Genomic DNA, 23972 nt, shown 5'->3' with positions numbered 1-23972 from the left:
CACCGTTGTGTCGCCAGAAGGACTACTGGGTGACCAGCTCTACCGGAGTTTCGATGACGCTAGTGGCGCCGCTGTCGACTTTCTCACCTTTGATGATCTTCAGCGCAGTTTCGATGCCGAACACGGCTTGCCTGGCTGCAAACTGGTCAGCGGTGGCCAGAACCCGGCCATCCTTAAGCATCGGCTTGATGGCGTTGATGTTGTCGTAACCGACCACTTGCACCTTGCCAGCCTTGCCCGCGGCGCGAACAGCGGAAACAGCGCCGACGGCCATGCTGTCGTTGCCGGCCAGCAGGGCTTTGACTTGCGGGTACTCACTGAGGATCGAGGCAGCAACCTTGTTGCCCTTGTCGATTTCCCAATCGCCGGACTGTAAGGACACAACCTTGATCTGGGCTGCTTCCATCGCATCCTTGAAACCTGCGGTGCGCTGCTGGGCGTTGGTGGTGGTGGACACGCCTTCGATGATGCCGACTTCGTCACCGGCCTTCAGTTGCTTGGCCAGGTACTCGCCCACCAGACGCGCGCCTTTGCGGTTGTCCGGGCCTACGAACGGTACGGTGATGTTCTTGCTTTTGACGACCGCCGGGTCCAGCTGGTTGTCGATGTTGATCACGGTGATACCGGCATCGATGGCTTTCTTGATCACTGGAACCATGGCCTTGGAGTCAGCTGGCGCGATGACCAGCGCATTGACCTTGGCCAGAATCATTTGCTCGACGATGCGCGTTTGGCCAGCCGTGTCGGTTTCGTCTTTGATGCCGTTGGAGATCAGCTCGAAATCGCCGGAGTGGTCTTTCTGATAAGCCTTGGCGCCGTCTTCCATGGTCAGGAAGAATTCGTTGGCCAGGGATTTCATGACCAGCGCGACTTTTGGTTTTTCAGGCGTCTCGGCGAAGGCCGAAGAGACAGGCAACGCAGCGGATGCGGCAGCCAGCATAGCGACAGCGAGAAGACGTCCAGCGAATGGCAGCTTCATGGGTTCACTCCGATCTTATGATTATTGTGAGCAACGCTTGCGCTGGCGTAGGCTTCCAAGCACTCACCGATGAACAACCACCGGGAGTACCGCGCAAACGTTTGCGTAGAGCGAACTATGCGAACCCTGCCGACATTTGTCAACGACCAGAAAAGCCGTTTTGCCGGGGCAACCCGCAAAAGCCGGGTATCCATGTCATGCCGTCGTGTTAACCACCGATCCAGCACCGGAGCCCTTGGCCATTTCCTTGTACAGGCTGTTGGCCGTTTCCAGAATTGCAGCAGTGGTATCGGCCATTTGTCCCTGAATCGCCATCACGACTGTGGTCTTGGCTTCAGGCGTCGGGTAAGACGCTGCTTGGGCTGCCGCCAATTGTTGCTGCTGTTGACGCAGTTGCTCTTGCAGCTCTTTCAGACGCTGCAGCAAAACCTTTTCCGCGACAGAGGCATTGTCGGCGCCATTCGTTTCAGTCGATTCCGCACTTTTGCCCAGGCCCACAGCACCGGTTCTGACTTGCTTGCTGTCGCTTTCCTTCGTACCCAACGCTTGATTCGCGGCATCGGTCGCCTCATCGCTTAACGCTCGAATCGTAGCGGCGGACTTACCGCCGATGGTGACGCCTACGGCATTTGGGATACCAACAGATAACGACATGTCAACTCCTGAAAAAGAAAGGTCCTTTAAAGGGGCATCGACCTACGCGCGGGTTTCTTTAGCACTGATTCACAATCTGGCAAGGCGGTTTGCTCTACAGAGGTCGTAGTACTTTTCGGAGAGCCGAACACAAATGCTTAACACGTTCGGAAACCCGGACACCCGACTGTGTAACCATTTCACCACCTCACACAAATTATGATAAAAATCATCAGGTTAAAAATTTTTCTCATTCAAAGTACGACTGGTACAGATCCTGCTCTTCTCCTGCACCCCAAGCGTTCAGATCAGCCTGGGGCGTATCTAGATGAACCTGCATCAGCACCGTCTCACTACTAGAGAGAAAAATAATGACATCTGCTTTCAAGACCTTCGTTCCGGGCGCCTTGGCCCTCTTGCTGCTCCTGCCCACCGCCCTTCAGGCAAAAGAAGTCGAAACCCAACAGAAACTGGCGAACGTGGTGATCCTGGCCACCGGCGGCACCATTGCCGGCGCGGGCGCCAGCGCGGCTAACAGCGCTACCTATCAAGCGGCAAAAGTCGGCATCGAACAATTGATCGCCGGGGTTCCGGAACTCAGCCAGCTGGCTAACGTTCGTGGCGAACAGGTGATGCAGATCGCGTCCGAAAGCATCACCAACGACAACCTGCTGCAACTGGGTCGTCGCGTGGCTGAGCTGGCCGACAGCAACGACGTCGACGGCATCGTCATCACCCACGGCACCGATACCCTGGAAGAAACCGCCTACTTCCTGAACCTGGTGGAAAAAACTGACAAGCCAATCATCGTGGTCGGCTCCATGCGCCCGGGCACCGCGATGTCGGCCGACGGCATGCTGAACCTGTATAACGCTGTGGCCGTGGCCAGCAGCAAAGAGGCACGCGGCAAAGGCGTACTGGTGACCATGAACGATGAAATCCAGTCGGGTCGCGACGTCAGCAAAATGATCAACATCAAGACCGAGGCGTTCAAAAGTGCCTGGGGCCCACTGGGCATGGTGGTCGAGGGCAAATCCTACTGGTTCCGTCTGCCGGCCAAGCGTCACACCATGGACTCGGAATTCGACATCAAAACCATCAAGAGCCTGCCTGACGTAGAAATCGCCTATTCCTACGGCAATGTCAGCGATACCGCCTACAAAGCGTTAGCTCAGTCCGGAGCCAAAGCCATCATTCACGCCGGTACCGGCAATGGGTCAGTCTCGTCCCGTGTAGTCCCATCGCTGCAAGCCCTGCGCAAGGACGGCGTGCAAATCATTCGTTCGTCCCACGTCAACGCCGGCGGTTTCGTACTGCGTAACGCTGAACAGCCAGACGACAAGTACGACTGGGTTGTGGCGCATGACCTGAACCCGCAAAAAGCCCGTATCCTGGCCATGGTCGCACTGACCAAGACCAACGACAGCAAAGAGCTGCAACGGATGTTCTGGGAATACTGATTCGCCCTCGCCCGACCGGTTCCGGTCGGGCACTGCTTTTCACCACTCGCCAACCCAGGCGAGTGGCTCACACCCCCTTCCGATATTTCGATAAAAATTTTCCCTTCGTCCTACACCAAACGGAAAAAATTGCTGTCAGAGGATTTTCTTGAATTTTAAGCAGTTGCGAAAATGCTTACAGTTAAATACTGTATGCACGTACAGCTTAATAAGGATAATTCCGTGGCCAACACCTCTGCCTCTCCTGACTCCTATGAACGCATGGGTATGCGCGTTCAGAAAATCATCAATTCCCCCACCGCCCAAAAAGCCAAAGCCGCATTGATCTTCCGTCTACCGGACGAACCCGTGGACGAGTGGGAGCAATTGCTCGAAGAAATTGACGAGAACGACAACGTCACCCTCGCCTATCGCGACGATGGCGGCGTGCAGATTTTCTGGGTTGTGCCGAAGGAAGATTGAGTCAATGAGTGTTCGCTGGTTTGCTTTGCTGTTTCTGTTCATCACTCTCGGTGCCCAGGCTGGTGCCCCCCGTACCTTCAACGAAGCCAAAAAAGTTGCCTGGAAGCTCTACGCACCGCAATCCACGGAGTTCTATTGCGGGTGCAAATACACCGGCAACAAGGTCAACCTCGCAGCCTGCGGTTATGTACCACGTAAAAACGCCAAGCGCGCTTCCCGCATCGAGTGGGAGCACATTGTTCCGGCCTGGCATATCGGCCATCAGCGTCAATGCTGGCAAGAAGGTGGGCGCAAGAACTGCACGCGTTACGATCCGACCTATCAGAAGGCCGAAGCTGACCTGCACAACCTGGTGCCGAGCATTGGTGAGGTGAATGGTGATCGCAGCAACTTCAGCTTCGGCTGGTTGCCGGTGCAGTCGGGCCAATACGGTTCGTGCCTGACCCAGGTCGACTTCAATGCGAAGAAGGTCATGCCCCGCCCGTCCATACGCGGCATGATCGCCCGGACGTATTTCTACATGAGCAAGCAGTACGGTTTGCGCCTGTCGAAACAGGATCGACAACTGTACGAAGCCTGGAACAAAACCTATCCGGTAGAGGCCTGGGAACGTCAGCGTAACCAGAGCGTGGCGTGCGTCATGGGACGTGGCAACGAGTTTGTCGGCCCGGTCGATATGAAAGCCTGCGGCTAAGCGTTCGCTGAAAACACAACGGCCTCGGGTTTAATGCCCGAGGCCATTGTTCGTTTCTAACCGCCCACTTTTTTGTAGCGCCAGTAGCCATCAGGTTGGGTGACGCCTTGGCAATCCCGCATTCCTTGATCCCTATGGGACCCACGTCTAGAAACGAGTCAATGTGGATCCCCTTTAAGGCGTTCCGTCGCAAGCTCCCTGGAAAAGACCGTTACTGGGCCACTGGACGTTCGACAACCAGCAATTCGATGTTTTGTTTCTTCGCCCGGACGAGCGCCGCACGCACTTCTGCCTGTTTGACCCCGGCCTCGGCTTTCGAATTGAATGGCCCGACCAGAATCCGGGTTTTTCCATTCTCCCTGACGACATTGGAAACGAAACTGTGCTCAATCAGCCAGCCGCTAAGGTCGCTGACCGCCTGAGTAGTTTCGCCTCGAACTTCGAGATCCCATTGTGGCGCGGATGCCACCGAGGGTGCAGCCGCGGCTGCCGGCTGCGGCTTTCGCGCGTCAACGCTCTTGCCCTCACCGCATCCCACCAGCGCCAGTACCGCGATTACCAAGACCATTTTGCGCACAACGCTTCCCTCAGAATGCTTAAAGCGACGATTTTAACATTCATGAATACTTCCCGAGTGCCGCAAAATGGCCTTAAAACAACGAGAATGATGGTTGCGGCCTCTGTATAGTTACGCCTTGGGAATTAATGCAGCATCTGCTCGTCAGAAAGAGGCACCCAAACCGTGAGACTTCGCACTAATCTATACATACCACCGACCCCCTGCACTGTCCGAATCAGGTGCCCTACAAAGCAATCAAGGAGAAGACCATGCTGATACTCACCCGCAAAGTCGGTGAAAGCATAAACATTGGTGATGACATTACGATCACCATTCTTGGCGTTAGCGGCCAGCAAGTCAGGATTGGCATTAACGCCCCGAAAGACGTTGCGGTGCATCGCGAAGAAATTTATCAGCGCATTCAGGCTGGCCTCACCGCTCCAGACAAACCACAGATCCCCTGAATCCTGTTGCAGTCAGTAGCCAGCCCGTTCGTTACAGCGCAATGGCTGGCTAAAGATTCATGCTCGGCATTTTGCTGAGCACTCGCCTCCTCCCTCCATTACGTGAAGCCGATGCTACCGGCTTCGGCCACGCCGTGGCTGTCAGATTATTCGCTTTAACCCCGACGAATCACGCCGTTATTAGCCGAAGGTCACACCGCGCGCCATGCCGGTGGCCGCAATCACCATCAACATCAACAACAGCGCTTCGATATGGCTGATGCGTGCAAACAGCTTGGCTCGGCCCTGGTCAATCGAAGCGCCCCTGCCCAAGGCGATCCGCCACTTGATCAAGGTGATCATGGGTGCCACTTCAAGCAGCAGAATGATCACGAATAGCGTCATCTTCAGATGGAACAACGGCTGATGAAGGTAATAGTCGGTGCCTTTTTCGTACCCACCGAAGGCCCGCATCAATCCTGTGATCAGCAAAATACCCGCACAGATGCCCCATACGTTATCGGCAACCAGCACGCTACGAACCTGCGCCGTACCGACGACCAGGCGGCTTAACGCCGCCCCTCGGGTGAGCACCGCCCAGAGGCCCAAGGCAACAGCCAAGAGGTGGATCGCCGCAAGAAACCAGTGAGACAGCATAGAGATGCTCCTGACAGGGATAAGGAAATGGGCTTGTCAGTAATAGTCCAAAACCTGGAAATCTGCCTGCCAGGCACCCACGGGCTGAGGGCGTTTTTTTCGAAGCATGCCTGCTCAGGGCGACATGACTGGCGAACAGCCAGCTATCTCCCTATCATGCCGCCCACTGGCCCTTGCGTAAGGAGCCAGAGGATAATCACTCAAAAGGGAATAGACGTGAAAGAGTTCGTAATTGGTGTAAACAACGTAGTTCTGTACGTCGCACTGGCCGTTATCTGGATCGCTGCAGTGGTCATGATCTTCGTTCAGGGCTTCTGGTCCGGGGCAGGCGTTTTCATTACCGGCACCCTGACGTGGTGCATCATCTCCGGCTTCTGGTTTGTACAGTCGGCGACTTATGAAGAACTGAAGAAGTTGAACGCCAAGTAAGATTGGTTTTAGTTGGTTGGACCTACCACGCAGGTCCGACGTTGTTGAGATGAACCACGCCAGTAGTGATTCATGCTCTTCATGCAACATTTGTAACGAGGGGGCAATCCCCTCGTTACAGTGCCTGGCGACTACGTGAATCAATCAACTCCCACACTGGTTCTGCTTCCTGGAATGGATGGAACAGGTGAATTGTTCGCAGCCTTTGCATCCATCATGGAGCGCGAATTCGACACGCTGGTCATCACCTATCCCCCAATATTCCGCTGAGCTACACAGCGCTGGAGTCGCTCGTCCGAGAGTCGCTGCCAACCGACCGCCCATTCGTGCTGCTGGGTGAATCCTTCTCGGGACCGATTGCTATTTCCCTGAGCGCCAGACAACTCCCCCGGCAAGCGGGACTCGTGCTCTGCAGCACATTCGCACGCAATCCAAGACCAATATTCAATCACTTGAGTTTTTTGCTAGGCGCACTGCCGCTCAGCCTTGCGCCTGTTGGATGGATCAGCAAAGTATTGCTCGGCCGGTTTTCCACGAGTGCCTTGCGCGCAGCTCTACGCCAGGCCATCGCTCAAGTGAGCCCTTCGATTATGCGCTCACGACTACGATCGGTTCTTACCGTTGACGTATCCGCCAAGCTCGCCCAAGTCAGCGTACCGACTATTTACCTTCGCGCTACGCACGATTCGGTGGTTCCAGGGACAGCGTCCGCGCTTGTCTCTTCAATGAACCGAGATACACGAATCATTGAAATCGAAGCACCGCACTGTCTGCTTCAGGTTGCGCCTGAAGAGGCGGCCGGACACATCCGGGAGTTTTTGAAAACGCTGGAAGGTATTTGAGGTACTCGGTGTTAAAGTCGACCAAACCCATGCCTCTGCCCTGCCTGACAGCAAGCACTGCATCGATGCCGAGATCCAGATGTGAAAGAGCCCAGCGCGATGGCTGGGCTCTGGTTATTTTCTGTTTTCCATCATCTTGTCGGCGAGAGCTTTGGCCCTTTCAATCAACAGGTTCTGCCTGTCTTCATGAGTAGCCCCTCCGACAACCGGTGCCGTCAGATTGCTTTCCGCAATCAACGCAGCACAGAAGTATTGATCCCAAACAGTTCTGTCCTCAGATACCTGCTTGTTCATTTGGTCGGCGATCATATGCGGCTCCTTTTGATGAGGTAGCACCGCTATCTTACGCCTGAATCACTGGCACCCGTGCCGCTGAAGCTAATCGGCAAACCGGGTGGTCATTGACCGACCCGAGGAGAGCCCGTCACCGCCGTCGCTCGCTAGCCGATGACCAGCGCATTCAGTCGTCTCTATCATCATCATCATCACGATCACGACCGCGATTGCGTTCATACCCCTGATCATTATCACGACGATCATACCTGCGGTCATACCCTCGATCATCGTCATAACCTCGGTCGTATCCACGACGGTAATCATGACCTCGATCACGATCTCGACCGTACCTTTCTCCGTCGTCCCAGTGAGGCCCGCAGCCTCCCAGCAGGAGAGAGCCTGAAATGGCCATGAACATTATTACTGCACGCTTCATTTGAACGTCCTGAATGCAAAGGTCAGCGATATGACCGTGAGTCAGCTCAATGATTCATTGGTAGGCACCGGTAAGCGCGGTTCGCTTCAGGCTCATCACCAAGGGCGAGAACGCCTATCACGTCATCGAGCATGCCACCGGCAAAGTGAAGGGACGACGAAAAGAAGATCGAGTACCTGGAGGTGGGCGCCGAGTTGGCGTTTTGAGGTGGGAGTTTTGCAAATCGCAGACAACAAAAAAGGGCCCACCTTTCGGTGAGCCCTTCTAGACCGCCCAGCAGAGCGGATTTTGTTTGGTAGGCGCGATTGGACTCGAACCAACGACCCCCACCATGTCAAGGTGGTGCTCTAACCAACTGAGCTACGTGCCTGCTGTGAGGCGGCATTCTACGGAATTCCGGAGGGGTGTCAACACCTTTTTTCGAGCTAACCCTATGAATATGCAAAATATTTAATTTTGCGGCTGCAAAGAAGATTTTGCGGTGGCTGGCGGTCGATTTTTATCTCGGGTAGGATCGATGCACTCGTAAAATATATTAAACAGAGGCTGCAGGATGGCGAACACCCCCTACCCGGAATCCTATTACGCCGCATCGGCCAATGCGGTTCCGCCGCGCCCGGCCCTGCAGGATGACGTAGAGACTGATGTTTGTGTGATCGGCGCCGGTTACACCGGTCTGTCCTCTGCCCTGTTTCTGCTGGAAAACGGTTTCCGAGTCACAGTGCTTGAAGCCGCGAAGGTAGGTTTTGGTGCATCGGGGCGTAATGGTGGCCAGATCGTTAACAGTTATAGCCGCGACATTGATGTGATCGAGCGCAGTGTGGGTCCCAAGCAAGCGCAGCTGCTGGGGCAAATGGCGTTCGAGGGCGGGCGGATCATTCGTGAGCGGGTTGCCAAATATAATATCCAGTGCGACTTGAAGGACGGTGGTGTATTCGCCGCCATTACCGCCAAGCACATGGGTCATCTGGAATCCCAGAAGCGTCTGTGGGAGCGTTTCGGTCACACGCAGCTTGAACTGATGGATCAGCGTCGCATCCGTGAAGTGGTCGCGTGCGATCAATACATCGGCGGCATGCTCGACATGAGCGGCGGGCACATTCATCCATTGAACCTGGCGCTGGGCGAAGCGGCGGCCGTCGAGTCGTTGGGCGGCACCCTTTATGAGCAGTCGCCGGCGGTGCGCATCGAGCGCGGCGCGAATCCGGTGGTGCATACGCCTCAGGGCAAAGTCAGGGCCAAGTTCATCATCGTCGCGGGTAACGCGTATCTCGGTAATCTGGTGCCGGAACTGGCCGCCAAATCGATGCCCTGCGGAACTCAGGTGATCACCACTGAACCCTTGGGCGACGCATTGGCCAAGAGCCTGTTGCCGCAGGATTACTGCGTCGAGGACTGCAACTACCTGCTCGACTACTACCGTTTGACCGGCGACAAGCGCCTGGTCTTCGGCGGTGGTGTGGTATATGGCGCGCGGGATCCGGCGAACATAGAGGCGATTATTCGGCCGAAGATGCTCAAAGCCTTCCCGCAACTCAAGGACGTGAAGATTGATTACGCCTGGACCGGCAATTTCCTGCTGACCTTGTCGCGGCTTCCTCAAGTCGGACGCTTGGGCGATAACATCTACTATTCCCAGGGCTGCAGCGGCCATGGCGTGACCTATACGCACCTGGCGGGCAAGGTGCTGGCCGAAGCGTTGCGTGGCCAAGCCGAGCGTTTCGACGCCTTTGCCGACCTGCCCCACTACCCGTTCCCCGGTGGACAACTGCTGCGTACACCGTTTGCTGCGTTGGGCGCCTGGTATTACGGACTGCGAGACAAATTCGGCTTCTGACCGATAGATGAAAAAAAGTGGCCCTTTTCATTTCAGCTCGAAAAGTCAGCCCTTCGCTGACTGAGCCTCTGCAAAAATTCGACCCTGCGCTGCTGGTCCATTTCCTCTTTGGCCAAGAGCTCGGGAAGCAGCTCAGCCGCACGTCGGGCATTAAGGATGAAGACGCCGTCATCATCACCAATGGCCAAATCGCCCGGCTGCACCTGAACCCCGCCCACATTGATCGACTGATTGACCTACCCACGGGCGCCAATACCGCGAGTCGTGTACGCACTGACGCCCCGACAAAAGATCGGCAACCCATGGCGACGCAATGCGCTGACATCCGTGACCGCACCCGACACCACCACCCCGGCCAACCCTTTGATCATCCCGGCCAGGGTGCGCAGTTCGCCCCAGCAACCACACTCCTCGTCGCCCACACATTCGATCACCAGCACGTCGCCCGGCTCACTCAATAACAGCGCTTCACGCAAAATGCTGCCATCCGGCGGGAAAACTTTGACGGTGACGACATTGCCGACCATGCGAATGTTGTTGAACAGCGGCTTGATCCCCCGCAGGAACGCTCACCCGCCCGATATGTCAGCGGCAGGGAGTGCACGAGCGGCATCGAAGATGTCCACAACCCTTCATCGTGGCCGTACTCGACCACTGCGTTGTCCAGCGACAGTAGCAATCCTTTGTCGTACACCGACATGGCGTACAAACAGGCGCCGGTGGCCAGGAATGACAAGCGCTTGCCCGGCAACGAGGCGGTGATCGCCCGCGACGGTGAGCCAATGACCGGGCTCAATGCGTCCAGCAAACGCTCGCACACATCTTCCTGCAACAGGTCTCGAGCCATCAGCGAGCGTAATGGGTCACGCTCGGTACTGTCCTTTAACCGCAATCCACCGCCCAGCACGTTCCACTCTTGCGCGGTGAAGTGACGAGCCAGACTCATTGCGGCAATTCCCGACCAAATGGAATGCACATCGGCGTACCAAAAAACGGGTCAGGGAACTGCTGCTGGTTGGGCAGGTTGATGGTCAGGGGAATGCCCTTCCATTCCAGGCCCTCGAGGTAACTGCCCGGGGCGATGCCTTGCATCTGCGTCGGCCAACTGTAACGGAGGCAGTTTTCCGGCAAGGCGAACTCTTTGATCAAACAATTAAGCAACGCGCGCGTCGTCGCCATCTCACTGACCATATTCGATAAAACACTGCGATCTGGATGATTCATGGGTGCTCCACAGTAGCCCGTGAAGTTACTGGATACGTTATATCGCGGAAGAAAATTAGTTGCTGGCCGACCCAGTTAACAGCCGACAGAACCCCACATAACGACATCACTTCGCTGAACCTTTTAAATAATCGGCCAACGATCAAAATTACTTGAGCCAACGCCATCAGACTGCAACTCAGCGAGGTGCTAACGTAACTTCGACTGTTTCATTCAAGGGCGCAACTGCAATAAAGCTGCCGCCACGGCGTTATCAACACGCTGGATCACTTGCTGGCATTGTTCATCGTCGATAATCAATGGCGGCAACAAGCGAATGACATTGCCCTTACGCCCGCCGCGCTCCAGCAACAGGCCTTGTTTGAAGCACTGTTGCTGGATGGCCGCGGCCAGCGCCGGGCCCATCGGGAAATGGCGCCTTGGCGATGGCCAGCGGCAACTTGCATGAATAACTGCGTACATTAGATTCGAACTTTCTTTGTCGAGCCAAATAGTCGGCATTGGTTTTTTGCAAAGGATTAGAGTGCAATACGCCATCATTCAACATCGCTTCACCCTCGTTAAATTCGATATGCAACTTATTCTTACCAACAAATTGTTGCAACTAATCCTTACAACCTATTTGGAAATTTACATATAGCGACTTGAACTATTTTAAAAATAATCAGGCACGCAAAAAACCAAGTTAATAAACCTGGTATAAGCTCCGGAAGCGCCATGACCTAGCCATAATCTTGTAATGCAACTGACAACTTCGGTATAGGCTACCGACAGATAGCGACTTATACGCAGTGTCTTGAATGTTAATTAACTGATGGGGTGCATATGTCCTTCCTCTATACGAATCAGGTCATGGTCCAACGATGGCGCCCCGGTCCCTGGGGCGCATGACAGGGGTGAATCAGAAGTCGACGGTCGCCGAAAGGAGGTAAGTGCGCGGGGTCGACAGCGTCAAGCCCGGCTCGCTGTCATCCGAGGCCCCGGCCGAACTCCAGTAGCGTTTGTCCGCCACGTTCTCGACATTGGCACGCAGGGTGATGTTCTTTTCCTCGACCTTGAACGCGTAGCGTGCGCCCACGTCGAAACGCTCCCAGGAATCGATTTCCTTGTTGTTGGACTGGTCCAGGTACTGCGAGCTGGAATAGATGCCGCGGCTTGTCAGGGTCAGGCCCTGTACGGTCGGCACATCCCACTCGGCGCCCAGGTTGACGTTGTATTTCGGCGTGGCAGGCGCCCGGTTGCCATCGAAGGTGCCGTTGGTGGTGTTGGTCAACTCGCTGTCGATGTACATGACACCGCCGAGCAGGCGGAAACCATCGAGCGGTGCACCGAACACACTCAGTTCCACACCCGTGTTCTCACGCTTGCCGTTCGGGCCGAAGACGCGCGTCGTGGCGTTGGTCTCGTAGGCTGGCTGCTTGATCCGGAACACGGCGGCGGTGACGGCGAACGCACCGGCGTCATACTTGGCGCCGACTTCGACCTGGCGGCTGATGAACGGCGGGAAGATTTCGTCCTCGTTCACCGAGGTCGACGGCGCGATCTTGCCCTGGCTCAGGCCTTCCATGTAGTTGGCATACAGCGACAGCTTGTCGGTTGCCTTGAACAGGATGCCGCCCGACGGCGAAACCTTTTCCTCGTCGTAGGCGGTGTCGCCTCTGACGTTATCGGTCCAGTCGTCAACCTTCACGCGCTGCCAGCGGGCACCGAGGGTCAGCAGCAGCCGGTCATCGAAGAAACCCAGGGTGTCGGACAACGCCACGCCGCTGGAGCGGTTCTCGGTATAGACCTGCGAATCCTGTCGCGTGGGTCTGACCGGCGTTGGTGTTTCCACGGGGTTGTAGAGGTTGCTGTTAGCCGCAGCATAACGGGCGCCGCCGTTTTCAAAGTCCATGTAGAAATAGCTGGCGGCCAGGTTGACTTCATGGCTCACCGGGCCGGTATGGAACCAGTTGCGCACTCCCGCCGTGGCCGTCCTGACATTTTCGTCACGGGTGAAGTCACGCGGTTGAACGCTGAAATTGCCGGCGTTGTTGGTGACCGAAACAGCATGACGGAGGAAGTCATGATTACTTTTTCGCGCCCCCACACCGCCATACAGCATCACGGAATCGCTGACATCGAATTCGCCGTTCACCGTGCCGAACGTGTCGTTGGTACTCGCCTTGCTCCAGGGCTGCGCATAGTTGTGGCGGACATCGCTGGCATGCGGAACCTGCGCGTTGGCGCCAACCTGCACGCGCTCCTGCGGGGCGTCGGTATCACGCTCAGTGCGCCCGATATCCGTCGAGAGCCGCAGGCGTTCACCGCGAAAATCCAGGCCCAGCACGGCCATCTCGCGGTCGACATTCTGGTGATCCCATTCGGTATCGCCGGACTGCTTTACGCCGTTGAAACGAAGACCGAACTTGTTGTCTTCACCGAAGCGCCGGCCGACATCCACGGCACCGCCGACCTGGCTGTCGGAAGCGTAACTGCCGGTGAATGAAGTGATGGGCTTGTCGGTCGCGCGCTTGGGCACCACGTTGATCCCGCCACCCACGCTGCCCCGCGGCGAGATGCCGTTAATGAGCTGGCTCGGGCCTTTAATGACGTCGACGCGGTCGGCCATCTCCATGTCGATCGTATAGGTCGGCAGGACGCCGTAGAGGCCGTTGTAGGAAACATCACTGTTGAACAGGCTCAACCCTCGAATGGTGAACTGCTCATAGCGCCCACCCGCCGGGTTGGTGGCGCGAACCGAAGGATCGTTGGCGATCAGATCGCCCAAGGTACGCGCCTGCTGGTTTTTGACCACCTCACTGGTGTAGGTGGTCATGCTGAACGGCGTTTCCATAAAGTCTTTCGAGCCCAGCAAGCCTTGCGACCCGCGACGCGCGACCTGGCCGCCGACATACGGATCGCCGTGTTCCGAGTCAGTGGCACCGACAATCGAGGTGGCGCCCAGTTGCAGGCTGCTGCCTTCTGGCGCCGGCGTCAGGATGTACGCCTGTTCACCCACCGGCTGCAGTTGCAGACCGGAACCCTGCAGCAGTCGGGCGAAGCCCTCCTCCACCGCGTACTCGCCGGAAAGTCCAGGGCTCGTGCGACTGCCCACCAGTGCCGGGTCCACTGACAGATTGACCCCGGCCAACCCGGCGAAACGGGTCAGCGCTGCGCTGAGGCTTCCTGCCGGCACCTGGTAACTGCGTCGAGGCGCGTCTTCGGCCCAACCGGCAGTGATAAACAACGGAGAGGCACTCAGACTCAACAACAGACTCAAGTGCAACAACGGGCGCAGCCTGGAAGAACCCAGACGCGTACTGCAGGGCATCACTACGGGCATTGAGAATCTCTCTGATTTCGTTTCACTTGCCTTGAATGACAAGCGACACGAAAAAAAGGGACAGGCCTCAAACACTATTTTTGCGCGGCAACAGCGTGACCCAGTAGCGGGTTCGCCTATGCACCTCCAGCGGCAAGCTGGCCGCCAGCAACGTCAGGATGCGATCAGTGTCTTCCAGACGGAAACTGCCGGTGACGCGCAGGGATTCGAGCTCCGGCTCCCAGCGCAACAACCCCGGACGATAGCTGCTGAGTTCGCGCAGAAAATCGCCCAGGGGCTGGTTCTGTGCCATCAACACGCCGTCGCGCCAGCCTGGCGCAAGCACATCGAAAGGTTCGACACGTCCGGCACCCATCGCCTGAAGGCTGACTTGCTGGCCTGCGCGCAATGAAAAAACCGGCCCGCGCAAAGACTGCAACTGCACCGCGCCTTTAAGCACTGACACCTTGCACCCCGTCTGCCCCTGACGAACGCACACTTCGCTCTGGCTGACGACCACTTGCCCGAAGTGCGTCTGGATCGTCAGCGGCGAGGTCCCGGGCACATTCAGCGCTATTTCACCTTCCACGAGTCTCAGCCGACGATTCTTCAGGTCGATATCGACGGCACTTGCGGTGTTCAATTGCAGCGAGCTGCCATCGGCCAACTGGACCTTTTTGCCCTCCCCGGTCGCGGTTCGCAGGTCAGCGCGCCAGACATCCAGAGGTAGCTGCCGACTGATCGGCCAGGCGGTTGGCACCAGCGCCACCGCCCCGACGGCGCGCTTGAGTACCGTGCGCCGACTCGTCTGCGGCCGATCCAGGCTGGCCATGGCCAGTGCCGACGGCAGGTCGGCAAAGCGTTGGCGCAAGAGTTGGGCTTTCTGCCAGGCCTGTTCGTGACTGGGATGGCTGTCACGCCAGTGCTGCAGATTGGCACGATCGCGATCATTGGCGGCGCCTGACTCCATGAGTGCCAGCCATTGAGCGGCAGCCCGCACGACTTGTCGGTCTTGCGCCGAAGGTGTCGAACCGATCACAACTCCACCAGCAGACAATGTTCGTAGGCTTGCGCCATGTAGCGCTTGATCGTGCGCTCCGAGACTTGCAGGCGTTCAGCAATTTCGTGATAACCCAGGCCTTCCAGCTGGCTCCAGAGAAATGCCCGTCGCACCGCGGTCGGCAATCCATCGAGCAATTCGTCCAGGGCTTGCAGGGTTTCCAGCAGCAACCAGCGTTGCTCGGGAGACGGCACGCAGCCCTCAGGCAGCAGCGCCAGCGCATTGAGGTAAGCCTGCTCCAGGCTGCGGCGCTTATAGAAGTTGGTCAGCAGCCGCTTGCCAACTGTCGCCAGATAGGCGCGGGGTTCTTGCAGGTCAGCGATGTGCTGGGAGCTGGCGAGTAAACGCACGAACGTATCCTGGCTCAAGTCCGCCGCATCATGGCCATTGCTCATGCGTCGTCTCAACCAGCTTTCGAGCCAGCCACGATGGTCGCGGTACAGGTCGTGGAAGGTTTGCGCCGCCGGCATCGCTGCATCACTCATCTAAAGGAACCCTGCGCGAAGAAATATTTTAAATGCGACTCATTCTAATTAGTGTTGAGACTTCAAACCAAGCCCTTTGTGCGTTTTGCACCAAGGAAAAACGTGAGTAAATGAATGACGGACAGGCATTTCGGCCACGCAGGCGCCGGGGCTGCGCGTTATTGAAGGAAATCATGAAGAAGAGTCAGAATTTATTGCACATCCGCACTTGGCCGGCGGATGCGAATCCCTGAGGGTCAGGGAATAAGGAGAGAAAAGCCAAATCGCAGACACAAAAAACCCCGGTCTTTCGACCAGGGTCTTTGCTATCGACTCGAAGTAGACACTGGCTTTACCAGCAGCTTTCTTCGTAGCTCCAAGGCGTTCAGTGGGCCTTGAGGCAGATATGGCGCAGCGGACGGGACTCGAACCCGCGACCCCCGGCGTGACAGGCCGGTATTCTAACCGACTGAACTACCGCTGCGTATCGCTTTGGACTTGCGTCCAATTAACTCGTCTGACTGGAAAGCTTCGAGGCTTTTCAATCTCGAGCCAGGCGAACCTGACTCGGAAAATATGGCGCAGCGGACGGGACTCGAACCCGCGACCCCCGGCGTGACAGGCCGGTATTCTAACCGACTGAACTACCGCTGCGCGTCGGTGGAGGCTTTTAAAAGCTTCCATCTTGCTTTCGCAAGACTCTCGGAAGTGGTGGGTGATGACGGGATCGAACCGCCGACATTCTGCTTGTAAGGCAGACGCTCTCCCAGCTGAGCTAATCACCCGTTTGCATCTCCGAGGCCGCGAAATTTACGCAGGTACCGAAGCTAAGTCAATACCCCGCTTGAAGTTTTTCTGAAAAAGACAAAATCATGTCATTTCCCGCGGCGATGCCAATGGCCACCTGCAGCTTCAAGCCGCAGCTGTCGAGGCCCCTGCTCGGATTACTCGCTGTAAATCATCTTCTTGGTCATGCCGCCATCGACCACGAACTCCTGGCCTGTAACGAAACCGGCGTTCTTTGACAATAGCCAAGCGACCATCGCCGCCACGTCCTCAACCGTCCCTACCCTGCCCGCCGGATGCTGGGCATGGTCGGCATCGGTCAGCGGTTCGGCTCGACGTGCGGAGGGGTCTCGCGCATCGATCCAGCCCGGGCTGACCGCGTTGACACGGATTTCCGGCCCGAGGCTGATGGCCAAGGCATGAGTCAGGGCCAACAGGCCGCCCTTGCTCGCCGCATAAGCTTCGGTGTCGGGCTCCGACTGCCCGGCGCGGGTCGAGGCCAGATTGACGATCGCACCGCTGTGAGCGCGCAAGTACGGCGCACAGTGCTTGGCCAAGAGCATCGGCCCACTGAGATTCACTGCCAGCACCCGATTCCAGTACTCCAGATCAAGGCTTTCAAGGGTGATGTTGTGCGGGTCGGCAACCGCCGCGTTACACACCAGCGCATCCAGGCGCCCGAATTGCCCAAGCACTTCGGCGACGCCCAATGCCACCTGCCCTTCGTTCGCGACGTCCATGGCGATGAACCAGGCGTTGTCGCCGAGTACTTTCGCCACTTTCGAACCGCGCACTCGATCAAGATCGGTCAGCACCACCTGCCAGCCTTCGCTGATCAGCCACGCCGCGATACCCAGTCCAATGCCCCGCGCAGCACCCGTGACCAGTGCGACGCGGCCATTGGTGCCGGTGGTCGGCGTGGACAACTCGATCACAAGGCAGCCAACCCGCGCGCCAGATCGGCTTGCAGGTCTGCCACGTCTTCCAGACCGACCGCGATGCGGATCAGGCTGTCACGAATGCCCGCGGCTTCACGCTCTTGCGGCGCCAGACGGCCGTGAGAGGTGGTGCTTGGGTGCGTGATGGTGGTCTTGCTGTCACCGAGGTTGGCGGTGATGGAAATCAGACGGGTCGCATCAATAAAGCGCCAGGCGCCCTCTTTGCCGCCCTTGACTTCAAAACTCACGACCGCACCGAAGCCCTTCTGCTGACGCAGGGCCAACTCGTGCTGCGGATGGCTTTTGAGGCCGGCGTAATGGACTTTTTCGATGCCTTCCTGCTGCTCCAGCCATTCGGCCAGTTGCTGGGCGCTGGCACAGTGAGCCTTCATGCGCAGGCTCAAGGTTTCTAGGCCCTTGAGGAAGATCCAGGCGTTGAACGGGCTCAGCGTCGGCCCGGCAGTCCTCAGGAAACCGACGACTTCTTTCATCTGCTCGCTACGACCCGCCACAACACCGCCCATGCAACGGCCCTGGCCGTCGATAAACTTGGTCGCCGAATGTACAACGATGTCCGCGCCCATCTTCAGCGGCTGCTGCAACGCAGGGGTGCAGAAGCAGTTGTCGACCACCAGCATCGTGCCCTTGGCGTGAGCGATTTGCGACAATGCGGTGATGTCCACCAGCTCGGCCAGCGGATTGGACGGCGATTCGACGAACAGCAATTTAGTGTTGGTCTTGATCGCCGCATCCCAACCGGACAAGTCCGCCAGGGGTACGTAATCGACTTCGATGCCGAAGCGCTTGAAGTACTTCTCGAACAGGCTGATGGTCGAACCGAACACACTCCGCGACACCAGTACGTGATCGCCGGCGCTGCACAAGCTCATCACCACCGCCATGATCGCGGCCATGCCGGTCGCCGTGGCCACGGCTTGCTCGGCGCTTTCCAGCGCGGCAATGCGCTCTTCGAACGCGCGCACGGTCGGGTTGGTGTAGCGCGAGTAAACGTTGCCCGGCACTTCACCGGCAAAGCGTGCCGCTGCATCGGCAGCGGTACGGAATACGTAGCTGGAAGTGAAGAACATCGGATCACCGTGTTCGCCTTCCGGCGTGCGGTGCTGACCGGCGCGTACGGCCAGGGTGTCGAACGCTACGCCTTCGAGATCGCTGTCCAGTCGACCGGCATCCCAATCCTGACTCATGCTGTCACTCCTTGCCCTGCTCGGTAATAGATACGAAACCGGCCTTGAGGAGAGGCACCTTTGTAGGAGCGAGGCTTGCCCGCGAAGGGTCCCTTGGGGACGCTAAAAGCTTCGCGGGCAAGCCTCGCTCCTACAGGCCGGTAGAAACTCAGTTGTTATACAGATCAATGATCGCACTGACTGCCTGCGTCTTGACCTTGGAGGCATCGTTACGTGCCTGCTCGATCTTGTTCAGGTAAGCCTCGTCGACGTCGCCGGTGACGTACTGGCCGTCGAACACCGCGCAATCGAACTTCTCGATCTTGATCTTGCCGCCACCGACCGCTTCGATCAAGTCAGGCAAGTCCTGATAGATCAACCAGTCAGCGCCGATCAGGTCAGCCACGTCCTGGGTCGAACGGTTGTGGGCGATCAGCTCGTGTGCGCTCGGCATGTCGATGCCGTAGACGTTCGGGTAGCGAACGGCCGGTGCCGCGGAGCAGAAGTAGACGTTTTTGGCGCCGGCTTCGCGGGCCATCTGAATGATCTGCTTGCAGGTGGTGCCGCGAACGATGGAGTCATCCACCAGCATTACGTTCTTGCCGCGGAATTCCAGCTCGATGGCGTTGAGCTTCTGGCGTACTGATTTTTTCCGTGCAGCCTGGCCCGGCATGATGAAGGTCCGGCCGATGTAGCGGTTCTTCACGAAGCCTTCGCGGAACTTGACGCCCAAGTGGTTCGCCAGCTCCAGGGCCGCGGTACGGCTGGTGTCCGGAATCGGGATAACCACGTCGATGTCGTGTTCTGGACGCTCGCGCAGGATCTTCTCGGCGAGTTTCTCACCCATGCGCAGGCGGGCCTTGTAGACCGACACGCCGTCGATGATCGAGTCCGGACGCGCCAGGTAGACGTGTTCGAAGATGCACGGGGTCAGGGACGGGTTGGTCGCACACTGACGGGTGTGCAGCTTGCCGTCTTCAGTGATGTAGACCGCTTCGCCGGGCGCGAGGTCGCGAATCAGGGTGAAACCGAGCACGTCCAGGGAGACGCTTTCGGAGGCGATCATGTACTCGACGCCTTCATCCGTGTGACGCTGGCCGAAGACGATCGGGCGGATGCCGTGCGGGTCGCGGAAACCGACGATGCCGTAACCGGTCACCATCGCCACGACCGCGTAACCACCGACGCAACGGTTGTGCACGTCAGTGACGGCGGCGAACACGTCTTCTTCGGTTGGCTGCAACTTGCCGCGCTGGGCCAGCTCGTGTGCAAACACGTTGAGCAGCACTTCCGAATCGGAGTTGGTGTTGACGTGGCGCAGGTCAGATTCGTAAATCTCCTTCGCTAGCTGTTCAACGTTGGTCAGGTTGCCGTTGTGCGCCAGGGTGATGCCGTAAGGCGAGTTGACGTAAAACGGTTGGGCTTCGGCCGAAGTCGAGCTGCCCGCGGTCGGATAACGCACATGGCCAATACCCATGTGGCCGACCAGGCGCTGCATGTGACGCTGATGGAACACGTCACGCACCAGGCCATTGTCCTTGCGCAGGAATAACCGGCCATCATGGCTGGTCACGATACCGGCAGCGTCCTGGCCGCGGTGCTGGAGGACGGTTAGCGCGTCATACAGCGCCTGATTGACGTTCGACTTACCGACGATACCGACGATGCCACACATGCGACGCAACCCCTACTTAATGGATCTGAACTGAACACAACTCACTGAGGCGTTTTGGCCGTCGGCAAGAGGTGTTCCTTGAACGGAATTTCAGCGGGTACGCTGATTCCGCTGGCAAGCCACTGACTGCTCCACCCAAGGATCAGGTTTTTGGACCAGTCTGCGACCAATAGAAATTTTGGCACGAGCTGTGACTCTTGCCACCACCCGTCCTGCTGTACCGGCCCCAGGCTCAACAGCCCGACCGCCACGACCACCAGCAACACGCCACGCGCGGCGCCGAAGGCCATGCCGAGGAATCGATCGGTCCCGGAGAGCCCGGTGACGCGAACCAATTCGCCGATAAGATAATTGATCATTGCGCCTACGATTAACGTGGCGACAAACATGATGGCACAGCCCGTGATCACACGAGCCGACGGCGTTTGGATGTATCCGGCGAGGTACTCGGACAATGAACCACCGAACATCCAGGCGACGACTCCTGCGATGATCCAGGTCACCAGCGATAGTGCTTCTTTGACGAAGCCGCGGCTCAGACTGATCAATGCGGAGATGGCGACGATTGCAACGATCGCCCAGTCAACCCAGGTAAATGGCACAGTGCAGCCTACAGACGGATAAGGCGGCGCATTTTAGCAGAGCCCATGCTTATCGGTAAGCTGCGATTGTCAGTGCATTTCAAATCGGGGCGATAGTTTTAACCACGCTCAGGCTGGAAACGCACCACAAAACCCTTGAGTTTCTGCTGGCGGCTCAACAAGTCACGCAAGCGATCGGCTTCTGCGCGTTCGATCAGCGGTCCGACAAACACTCGATTCTTGCCGTCGGCAGTGCGGATGTAGGCGTTGTAGCCTTGGCTGCGCAGGGATTTCTGCAGACTTTCTGCACTTGCGCGGCTAGTCAGACTGGCCAGTTGCACCGACCAGCTGACCGACAGGCCATTGGAATCGACCCGGCTTTGAGTCGTGTCCGGCTTGCCCGGTGCAGCCGTGATCGGCTGGCTAGGCGCTGTCGTAGGCTTGGTGACCGGAGCAGGAGCAGGAGCAGGAGCGACCGGTTTGGCGGCAGGCGCAGGCGCCACCGGGACACTAGGGGCAATCGCTGTCGACGGCGCCTCTTGCTGAGCAATTTCATCATCACTCGGCACAGGCTCCTGAGGCAGCGCTTGCGGCTCAGGCACCACCACAGGCTCGACCTGCACTTGCGGCATCGAAGGCGCTTGCGGCGCAGCCGGGGCTTCAACCGTCACTTGACGCTGTTCATCCTGACGGGAAAACAGCATCGGCAGGAAAATCACCGCCAGCGCCACCAGAACCAGGGCGCCAACCATGCGCTGTTTGTATGCCTTATCCAGCAATGCCATTTGCCGCTTCCTCCGTGGAGCGCCGGGCCAGCCATTCAAGGGCCTCGGCGACACAATAAAATGATCCGAACAACAGAACCTCGTCGTCGCTCGTCGCCAGCGCGCACTGCCCTTCCAGGGCGGCGGCCACGCTGTCATAGGACGTTACCGAGGCGCCAAGATTCTGCAACGCCGCGTGCAAATCGGCAACCGAGCGTGCTCGCGGTGAATCCAGCGGTGCGACGGCCCAATGCTGGACACTAGCATTCAATTCACCGACAACACCATCAAGATCCTTGTCCGCCAGCAATCCGAACACCGCCAGACGCTTGCCAACCGGCGGTCGGCTGGCCAAGCGACGAGCCAGATACTCTGCCGCATGGGGGTTATGCCCCACGTCCAGCAACAGATTCAGGCGCTTGCCCTGCCAATCGAACTGACGGCGATCAAGGCGACCGACCACGCGCGTCGCTTTCAGGGCTTTAATAAGCTGTGCATCCACCCAAGGCAAGCCGAGCAACAGGTAAGCCTGCAATGCCAGCGCGGCGTTTTCCATCGGCAGATCGAGCAACGGCAGATCATGCAGCTCGACCACACGCCCTTGAGCGTCAAGACCGCGCCATTGCCAGTTGTGCTCGGTGATGCCGAGGTCGAAATCGCGCCCACGCAGGAAAAACGGGCAATTGAGCTCGCGCGCTTTATCCAGCAGAGGTTGTGGAGGATTCAGATCGCCACACAGCGCAGGCGCGCCCTGGCGGAAGATGCCGGCTTTTTCGTAAGCCACGGACTCACGGGTATCGCCCAGATAGTCCGCATGATCGACGCCGATGCTGGTGACCAGCGCCATGTCGGCATCCACGACGTTGACGGTATCCAGACGCCCGCCCAGCCCGACTTCCAGCACCACGGCATCTAGCCCTGCCTGTTGAAACAGCCAGAACGCCGCCAGGGTGCCCATTTCGAAGTACGTCAGGGAAGTGTCGCCACGCCCCGCCTCGACTGCAGCAAAGGCTTCGCACAGCTCGGCGTCGGTGGCTTCGACGCCATTGACCTGCACCCGCTCGTTGTAACGCAGCAGGTGCGGAGAATTGTAGACCCCCACTTTCAGGCCCTGCGCCCGCAGCAACGAAGCCACGAATGCGCAGGTGGAACCTTTGCCGTTGGTGCCGGTGACCGTAATCACCCGAGGCGCCGGCTTGCCGAGTCCCATGCGGGACGCTACCTGTTGCGAGCGTTCAAGGCCCATGTCGATGGCCGAAGGGTGCAACTGCTCAAGGTAGGCGAGCCACTCGCCAAGGGTACGTTGGGTCATAGGTTGGCAGGTACCGGTGGGACCACGATGGGTTCGATTGGCGCGGCGACGAATTTCGGTGTCGGCAGGCCCATCATTTGTGCCAGCAGATTGCCCAGACGCGGACGCAGTTCCTGACGGTGGATGATCATGTCGATCGCACCGTGTTCCAGCAGGAACTCGCTGCGCTGGAAGCCTTCCGGCAGTTTTTCACGCACGGTTTGCTCGATCACGCGCGGACCGGCGAAGCCGATCAGGGCCTTTGGCTCACCAACAATCACGTCACCGAGCATCGCCAGACTGGCGGAAACACCACCGTAGACCGGGTCGGTCAGCACGGAGATGAACGGAATGCCTTCTTCACGCAGACGCGCCAGCACCGCAGAGGTCTTGGCCATTTGCATCAGGGAGATCAGGGCTTCCTGCATCCGCGCACCACCGGAAGCGGCGAAGCAGATCATCGGGCAACGGTTTTCCAGCGCGTAGTTGGCAGCGCGAACAAAACGCTCACCCACAATGGCGCCCATCGAACCGCCCATGAAGGAGAATTCAAACGCCGAAACCACCACCGGCATGCCCAGTAGAGTGCCGCTCATGGAGATCAGTGCGTCTTTTTCGCCGGTCGCCTTTTGCGCAGCAGTCAGGCGATCCTTGTACTTCTTGCCGTCGCGGAACTTCAGACGGTCAACCGGCTCCAGGTCCGCGCCCAGTTCGGCACGACCTTCAGCATCGAGGAAGATATCAATACGAGCGCGAGCGCCGATACGCATGTGGTGATTGCACTTGGGGCAAACGTCCAGGGTCTTTTCCAGCTCCGGACGATACAGCACAGCCTCGCAAGACGGGCATTTGTGCCACAAACCTTCAGGCACCGAGCTCTTCTTGACCTCGGAACGCATGATCGAAGGGATCAGTTTGTCTACTAACCAGTTGCTCATGCTTTCTTTCTCCAGTACCGGCGGCCCGAACGCTTTGGTTCGCAGCCCCGCGTATG

General features: G+C 57.9%; 24 protein-coding genes, 4 tRNA genes and 3 pseudogenes. 7 read left to right on the top strand and 24 right to left on the bottom strand.

The features are described from left to right. Window positions 1-22 precede the first annotated feature (22 nt). Both ACYZT7_RS11995 and ACYZT7_RS11990 read right to left on the bottom strand, forming a co-directional pair. Window positions 23-979 (bottom strand): substrate-binding domain-containing protein, encoded by a 957-nt coding sequence (locus ACYZT7_RS11995; protein ID WP_462041167.1) that lies wholly within the window; start codon window positions 977-979, stop codon window positions 23-25. Between the two features lie 195 nt (window positions 980-1174). After that, window positions 1175-1633, bottom strand: a complete 459-nt coding sequence (locus ACYZT7_RS11990) for a hypothetical protein (RefSeq protein WP_462041166.1) — start codon at window positions 1631-1633, stop codon at window positions 1175-1177. 350 nt (window positions 1634-1983) lie between these two features. Here ACYZT7_RS11990 and ACYZT7_RS11985 point away from each other — a divergent pair, with 350 nt between their 5' ends. The 3 genes from ACYZT7_RS11985 (at window position 1984) to ACYZT7_RS11975 (ending at window position 4228) form a co-directional block, all read left to right on the top strand. Continuing rightward, complete coding sequence (locus tag ACYZT7_RS11985; RefSeq protein ID WP_462041165.1) at window positions 1984-3072, top strand: asparaginase; 1089 nt, start codon at window positions 1984-1986, stop codon at window positions 3070-3072. Window positions 3073-3243: 171 nt separating this feature from the next. Next, window positions 3244-3534 carry a DUF1654 domain-containing protein gene (locus tag ACYZT7_RS11980; RefSeq protein ID WP_462001865.1) on the top strand — a complete coding sequence of 97 codons (291 nt, stop codon included), beginning with the start codon at window positions 3244-3246 and terminating at the stop codon, window positions 3532-3534. A 4-nt stretch (window positions 3535-3538) separates the two neighbouring features. Next, a complete protein-coding gene (locus tag ACYZT7_RS11975) occupies window positions 3539-4228 on the top strand; it encodes an endonuclease (protein WP_462041164.1) in 690 nt (229 codons plus the stop codon). Between the two features lie 211 nt (window positions 4229-4439). Here the strand turns inward: ACYZT7_RS11975 and ACYZT7_RS11970 are convergent, their stop codons facing one another. Beyond that, complete coding sequence (locus ACYZT7_RS11970) at window positions 4440-4805, bottom strand: SPOR domain-containing protein (RefSeq protein ID WP_462041163.1); 366 nt, start codon at window positions 4803-4805, stop codon at window positions 4440-4442. A 251-nt stretch (window positions 4806-5056) separates the two neighbouring features. Here ACYZT7_RS11970 and csrA point away from each other — a divergent pair, with 251 nt between their 5' ends. Continuing rightward, window positions 5057-5251 (top strand): carbon storage regulator CsrA, encoded by a 195-nt coding sequence (csrA, locus tag ACYZT7_RS11965; RefSeq protein WP_462041162.1) that lies wholly within the window; start codon window positions 5057-5059, stop codon window positions 5249-5251. A 180-nt stretch (window positions 5252-5431) separates the two neighbouring features. Here csrA and ACYZT7_RS11960 read toward each other — a convergent pair whose 3' ends face one another. Then, a complete protein-coding gene (locus tag ACYZT7_RS11960; protein ID WP_462041161.1) occupies window positions 5432-5887 on the bottom strand; it encodes a DUF2214 family protein in 456 nt (151 codons plus the stop codon). 216 nt (window positions 5888-6103) lie between these two features. Here ACYZT7_RS11960 and ACYZT7_RS11955 point away from each other — a divergent pair, with 216 nt between their 5' ends. Together ACYZT7_RS11955 and ACYZT7_RS11950 are read left to right on the top strand one after the other, a co-directional pair. Continuing rightward, window positions 6104-6316, top strand: a complete 213-nt coding sequence (locus ACYZT7_RS11955; protein WP_111452633.1) for a hypothetical protein — start codon at window positions 6104-6106, stop codon at window positions 6314-6316. A 191-nt stretch (window positions 6317-6507) separates the two neighbouring features. Next, entirely contained in the window at window positions 6508-7158 is a 651-nt protein-coding gene (locus tag ACYZT7_RS11950; protein WP_462041776.1) for an alpha/beta fold hydrolase, read from the top strand. A 114-nt stretch (window positions 7159-7272) separates the two neighbouring features. Here ACYZT7_RS11950 and ACYZT7_RS11945 read toward each other — a convergent pair whose 3' ends face one another. The 3 genes from ACYZT7_RS11945 to ACYZT7_RS11935 all read right to left on the bottom strand — a co-directional run bounded on the left by ACYZT7_RS11945 (window position 7273) and on the right by ACYZT7_RS11935 (window position 8240). Next, window positions 7273-7467 (bottom strand): hypothetical protein, encoded by a 195-nt coding sequence (locus ACYZT7_RS11945; protein WP_095128577.1) that lies wholly within the window; start codon window positions 7465-7467, stop codon window positions 7273-7275. Window positions 7468-7618: 151 nt separating this feature from the next. Continuing rightward, on the bottom strand, window positions 7619-7870 hold the full coding sequence (locus ACYZT7_RS11940; protein WP_462041160.1) for a hypothetical protein: 252 nt from the start codon (window positions 7868-7870) through the stop codon (window positions 7619-7621). A gap of 293 nt (window positions 7871-8163) precedes the next feature. Next, window positions 8164-8240, bottom strand: a tRNA-Val gene (locus tag ACYZT7_RS11935). 183 nt (window positions 8241-8423) lie between these two features. On the opposite strand from ACYZT7_RS11935, the gene ACYZT7_RS11930 reads away from it, so the two are divergent. Further along, on the top strand, window positions 8424-9707 hold the full coding sequence (locus tag ACYZT7_RS11930; RefSeq protein ID WP_462041159.1) for an NAD(P)/FAD-dependent oxidoreductase: 1284 nt from the start codon (window positions 8424-8426) through the stop codon (window positions 9705-9707). A 32-nt stretch (window positions 9708-9739) separates the two neighbouring features. Here the strand turns inward: ACYZT7_RS11930 and ACYZT7_RS11925 are convergent. The 17 genes and pseudogenes from ACYZT7_RS11925 to accD all read right to left on the bottom strand — a co-directional run. Beyond that, window positions 9740-10273: pseudogene (locus ACYZT7_RS11925) on the bottom strand (RraA family protein); the annotation flags it as partial. After that, entirely contained in the window at window positions 10162-10653 is a 492-nt protein-coding gene (locus ACYZT7_RS11920; protein WP_462041158.1) for a hypothetical protein, read from the bottom strand. The pseudogene ACYZT7_RS11925 and the gene ACYZT7_RS11920, both read right to left, overlap by 112 nt. 56 nt (window positions 10654-10709) lie before the next feature. Then, a pseudogene (locus ACYZT7_RS11915) lies at window positions 10710-10931 on the bottom strand (IucA/IucC family protein); the annotation flags it as partial. 213 nt (window positions 10932-11144) lie between these two features. Continuing rightward, window positions 11145-11342 (bottom strand): annotated as a pseudogene (locus ACYZT7_RS11910) (diaminobutyrate--2-oxoglutarate transaminase); the annotation flags it as partial. 490 nt (window positions 11343-11832) lie between these two features. Next, window positions 11833-14256, bottom strand: a complete 2424-nt coding sequence (locus ACYZT7_RS11905) for a TonB-dependent siderophore receptor (protein WP_462041157.1) — start codon at window positions 14254-14256, stop codon at window positions 11833-11835. A gap of 67 nt (window positions 14257-14323) precedes the next feature. Then, the gene (locus tag ACYZT7_RS11900) at window positions 14324-15274 is read right to left on the bottom strand and encodes a FecR domain-containing protein (protein WP_462041156.1); all 951 of its coding nucleotides are present in this window, start codon (window positions 15272-15274) and stop codon (window positions 14324-14326) included. Continuing rightward, window positions 15271-15780, bottom strand: coding sequence for a sigma-70 family RNA polymerase sigma factor (locus tag ACYZT7_RS11895; RefSeq protein WP_462041155.1), 510 nt, complete (start codon window positions 15778-15780; stop codon window positions 15271-15273). Before ACYZT7_RS11895 ends, ACYZT7_RS11900 begins: the two co-directional genes overlap by 4 nt. 386 nt (window positions 15781-16166) lie before the next feature. After that, a tRNA-Asp gene (locus ACYZT7_RS11890) sits at window positions 16167-16243 on the bottom strand. Window positions 16244-16336: 93 nt separating this feature from the next. Further along, window positions 16337-16413, bottom strand: a tRNA-Asp gene (locus ACYZT7_RS11885). Between the two features lie 55 nt (window positions 16414-16468). Then, window positions 16469-16544: transfer RNA gene (locus ACYZT7_RS11880), tRNA-Val, on the bottom strand. A gap of 159 nt (window positions 16545-16703) precedes the next feature. Continuing rightward, the gene (locus tag ACYZT7_RS11875) at window positions 16704-17480 is read right to left on the bottom strand and encodes an SDR family oxidoreductase (protein ID WP_462041154.1); all 777 of its coding nucleotides are present in this window, start codon (window positions 17478-17480) and stop codon (window positions 16704-16706) included. Next, complete coding sequence (locus ACYZT7_RS11870) at window positions 17477-18688, bottom strand: O-succinylhomoserine sulfhydrylase (protein ID WP_462041153.1); 1212 nt, start codon at window positions 18686-18688, stop codon at window positions 17477-17479. The genes ACYZT7_RS11875 and ACYZT7_RS11870 overlap by 4 nt, the downstream gene beginning before the upstream one ends. A gap of 148 nt (window positions 18689-18836) precedes the next feature. Then, window positions 18837-20342 (bottom strand): amidophosphoribosyltransferase, encoded by a 1506-nt coding sequence (purF, locus tag ACYZT7_RS11865; RefSeq protein WP_010456022.1) that lies wholly within the window; start codon window positions 20340-20342, stop codon window positions 18837-18839. Between the two features lie 41 nt (window positions 20343-20383). Beyond that, window positions 20384-20944, bottom strand: a complete 561-nt coding sequence (locus ACYZT7_RS11860) for a CvpA family protein (RefSeq protein WP_102615219.1) — start codon at window positions 20942-20944, stop codon at window positions 20384-20386. Window positions 20945-21042: 98 nt separating this feature from the next. Then, a complete protein-coding gene (locus ACYZT7_RS11855) occupies window positions 21043-21708 on the bottom strand; it encodes an SPOR domain-containing protein (protein ID WP_462041152.1) in 666 nt (221 codons plus the stop codon). Beyond that, the gene (gene folC / locus ACYZT7_RS11850; RefSeq protein WP_462041151.1) at window positions 21692-22999 is read right to left on the bottom strand and encodes a bifunctional tetrahydrofolate synthase/dihydrofolate synthase; all 1308 of its coding nucleotides are present in this window, start codon (window positions 22997-22999) and stop codon (window positions 21692-21694) included. The genes ACYZT7_RS11855 and folC overlap by 17 nt, the downstream gene beginning before the upstream one ends. Next, on the bottom strand, window positions 22996-23916 hold the full coding sequence (gene accD / locus ACYZT7_RS11845) for an acetyl-CoA carboxylase, carboxyltransferase subunit beta (protein ID WP_219095878.1): 921 nt from the start codon (window positions 23914-23916) through the stop codon (window positions 22996-22998). Before accD ends, folC begins: the two co-directional genes overlap by 4 nt. Window positions 23917-23972 lie beyond the last annotated feature (56 nt).

This window comes from Pseudomonas sp. RT4P38 (assembly GCF_054897765.1).
The sequence above is the reverse complement of the archived record's forward strand: the minus strand, read 5'-3'. Positions and strand labels throughout refer to the sequence as shown.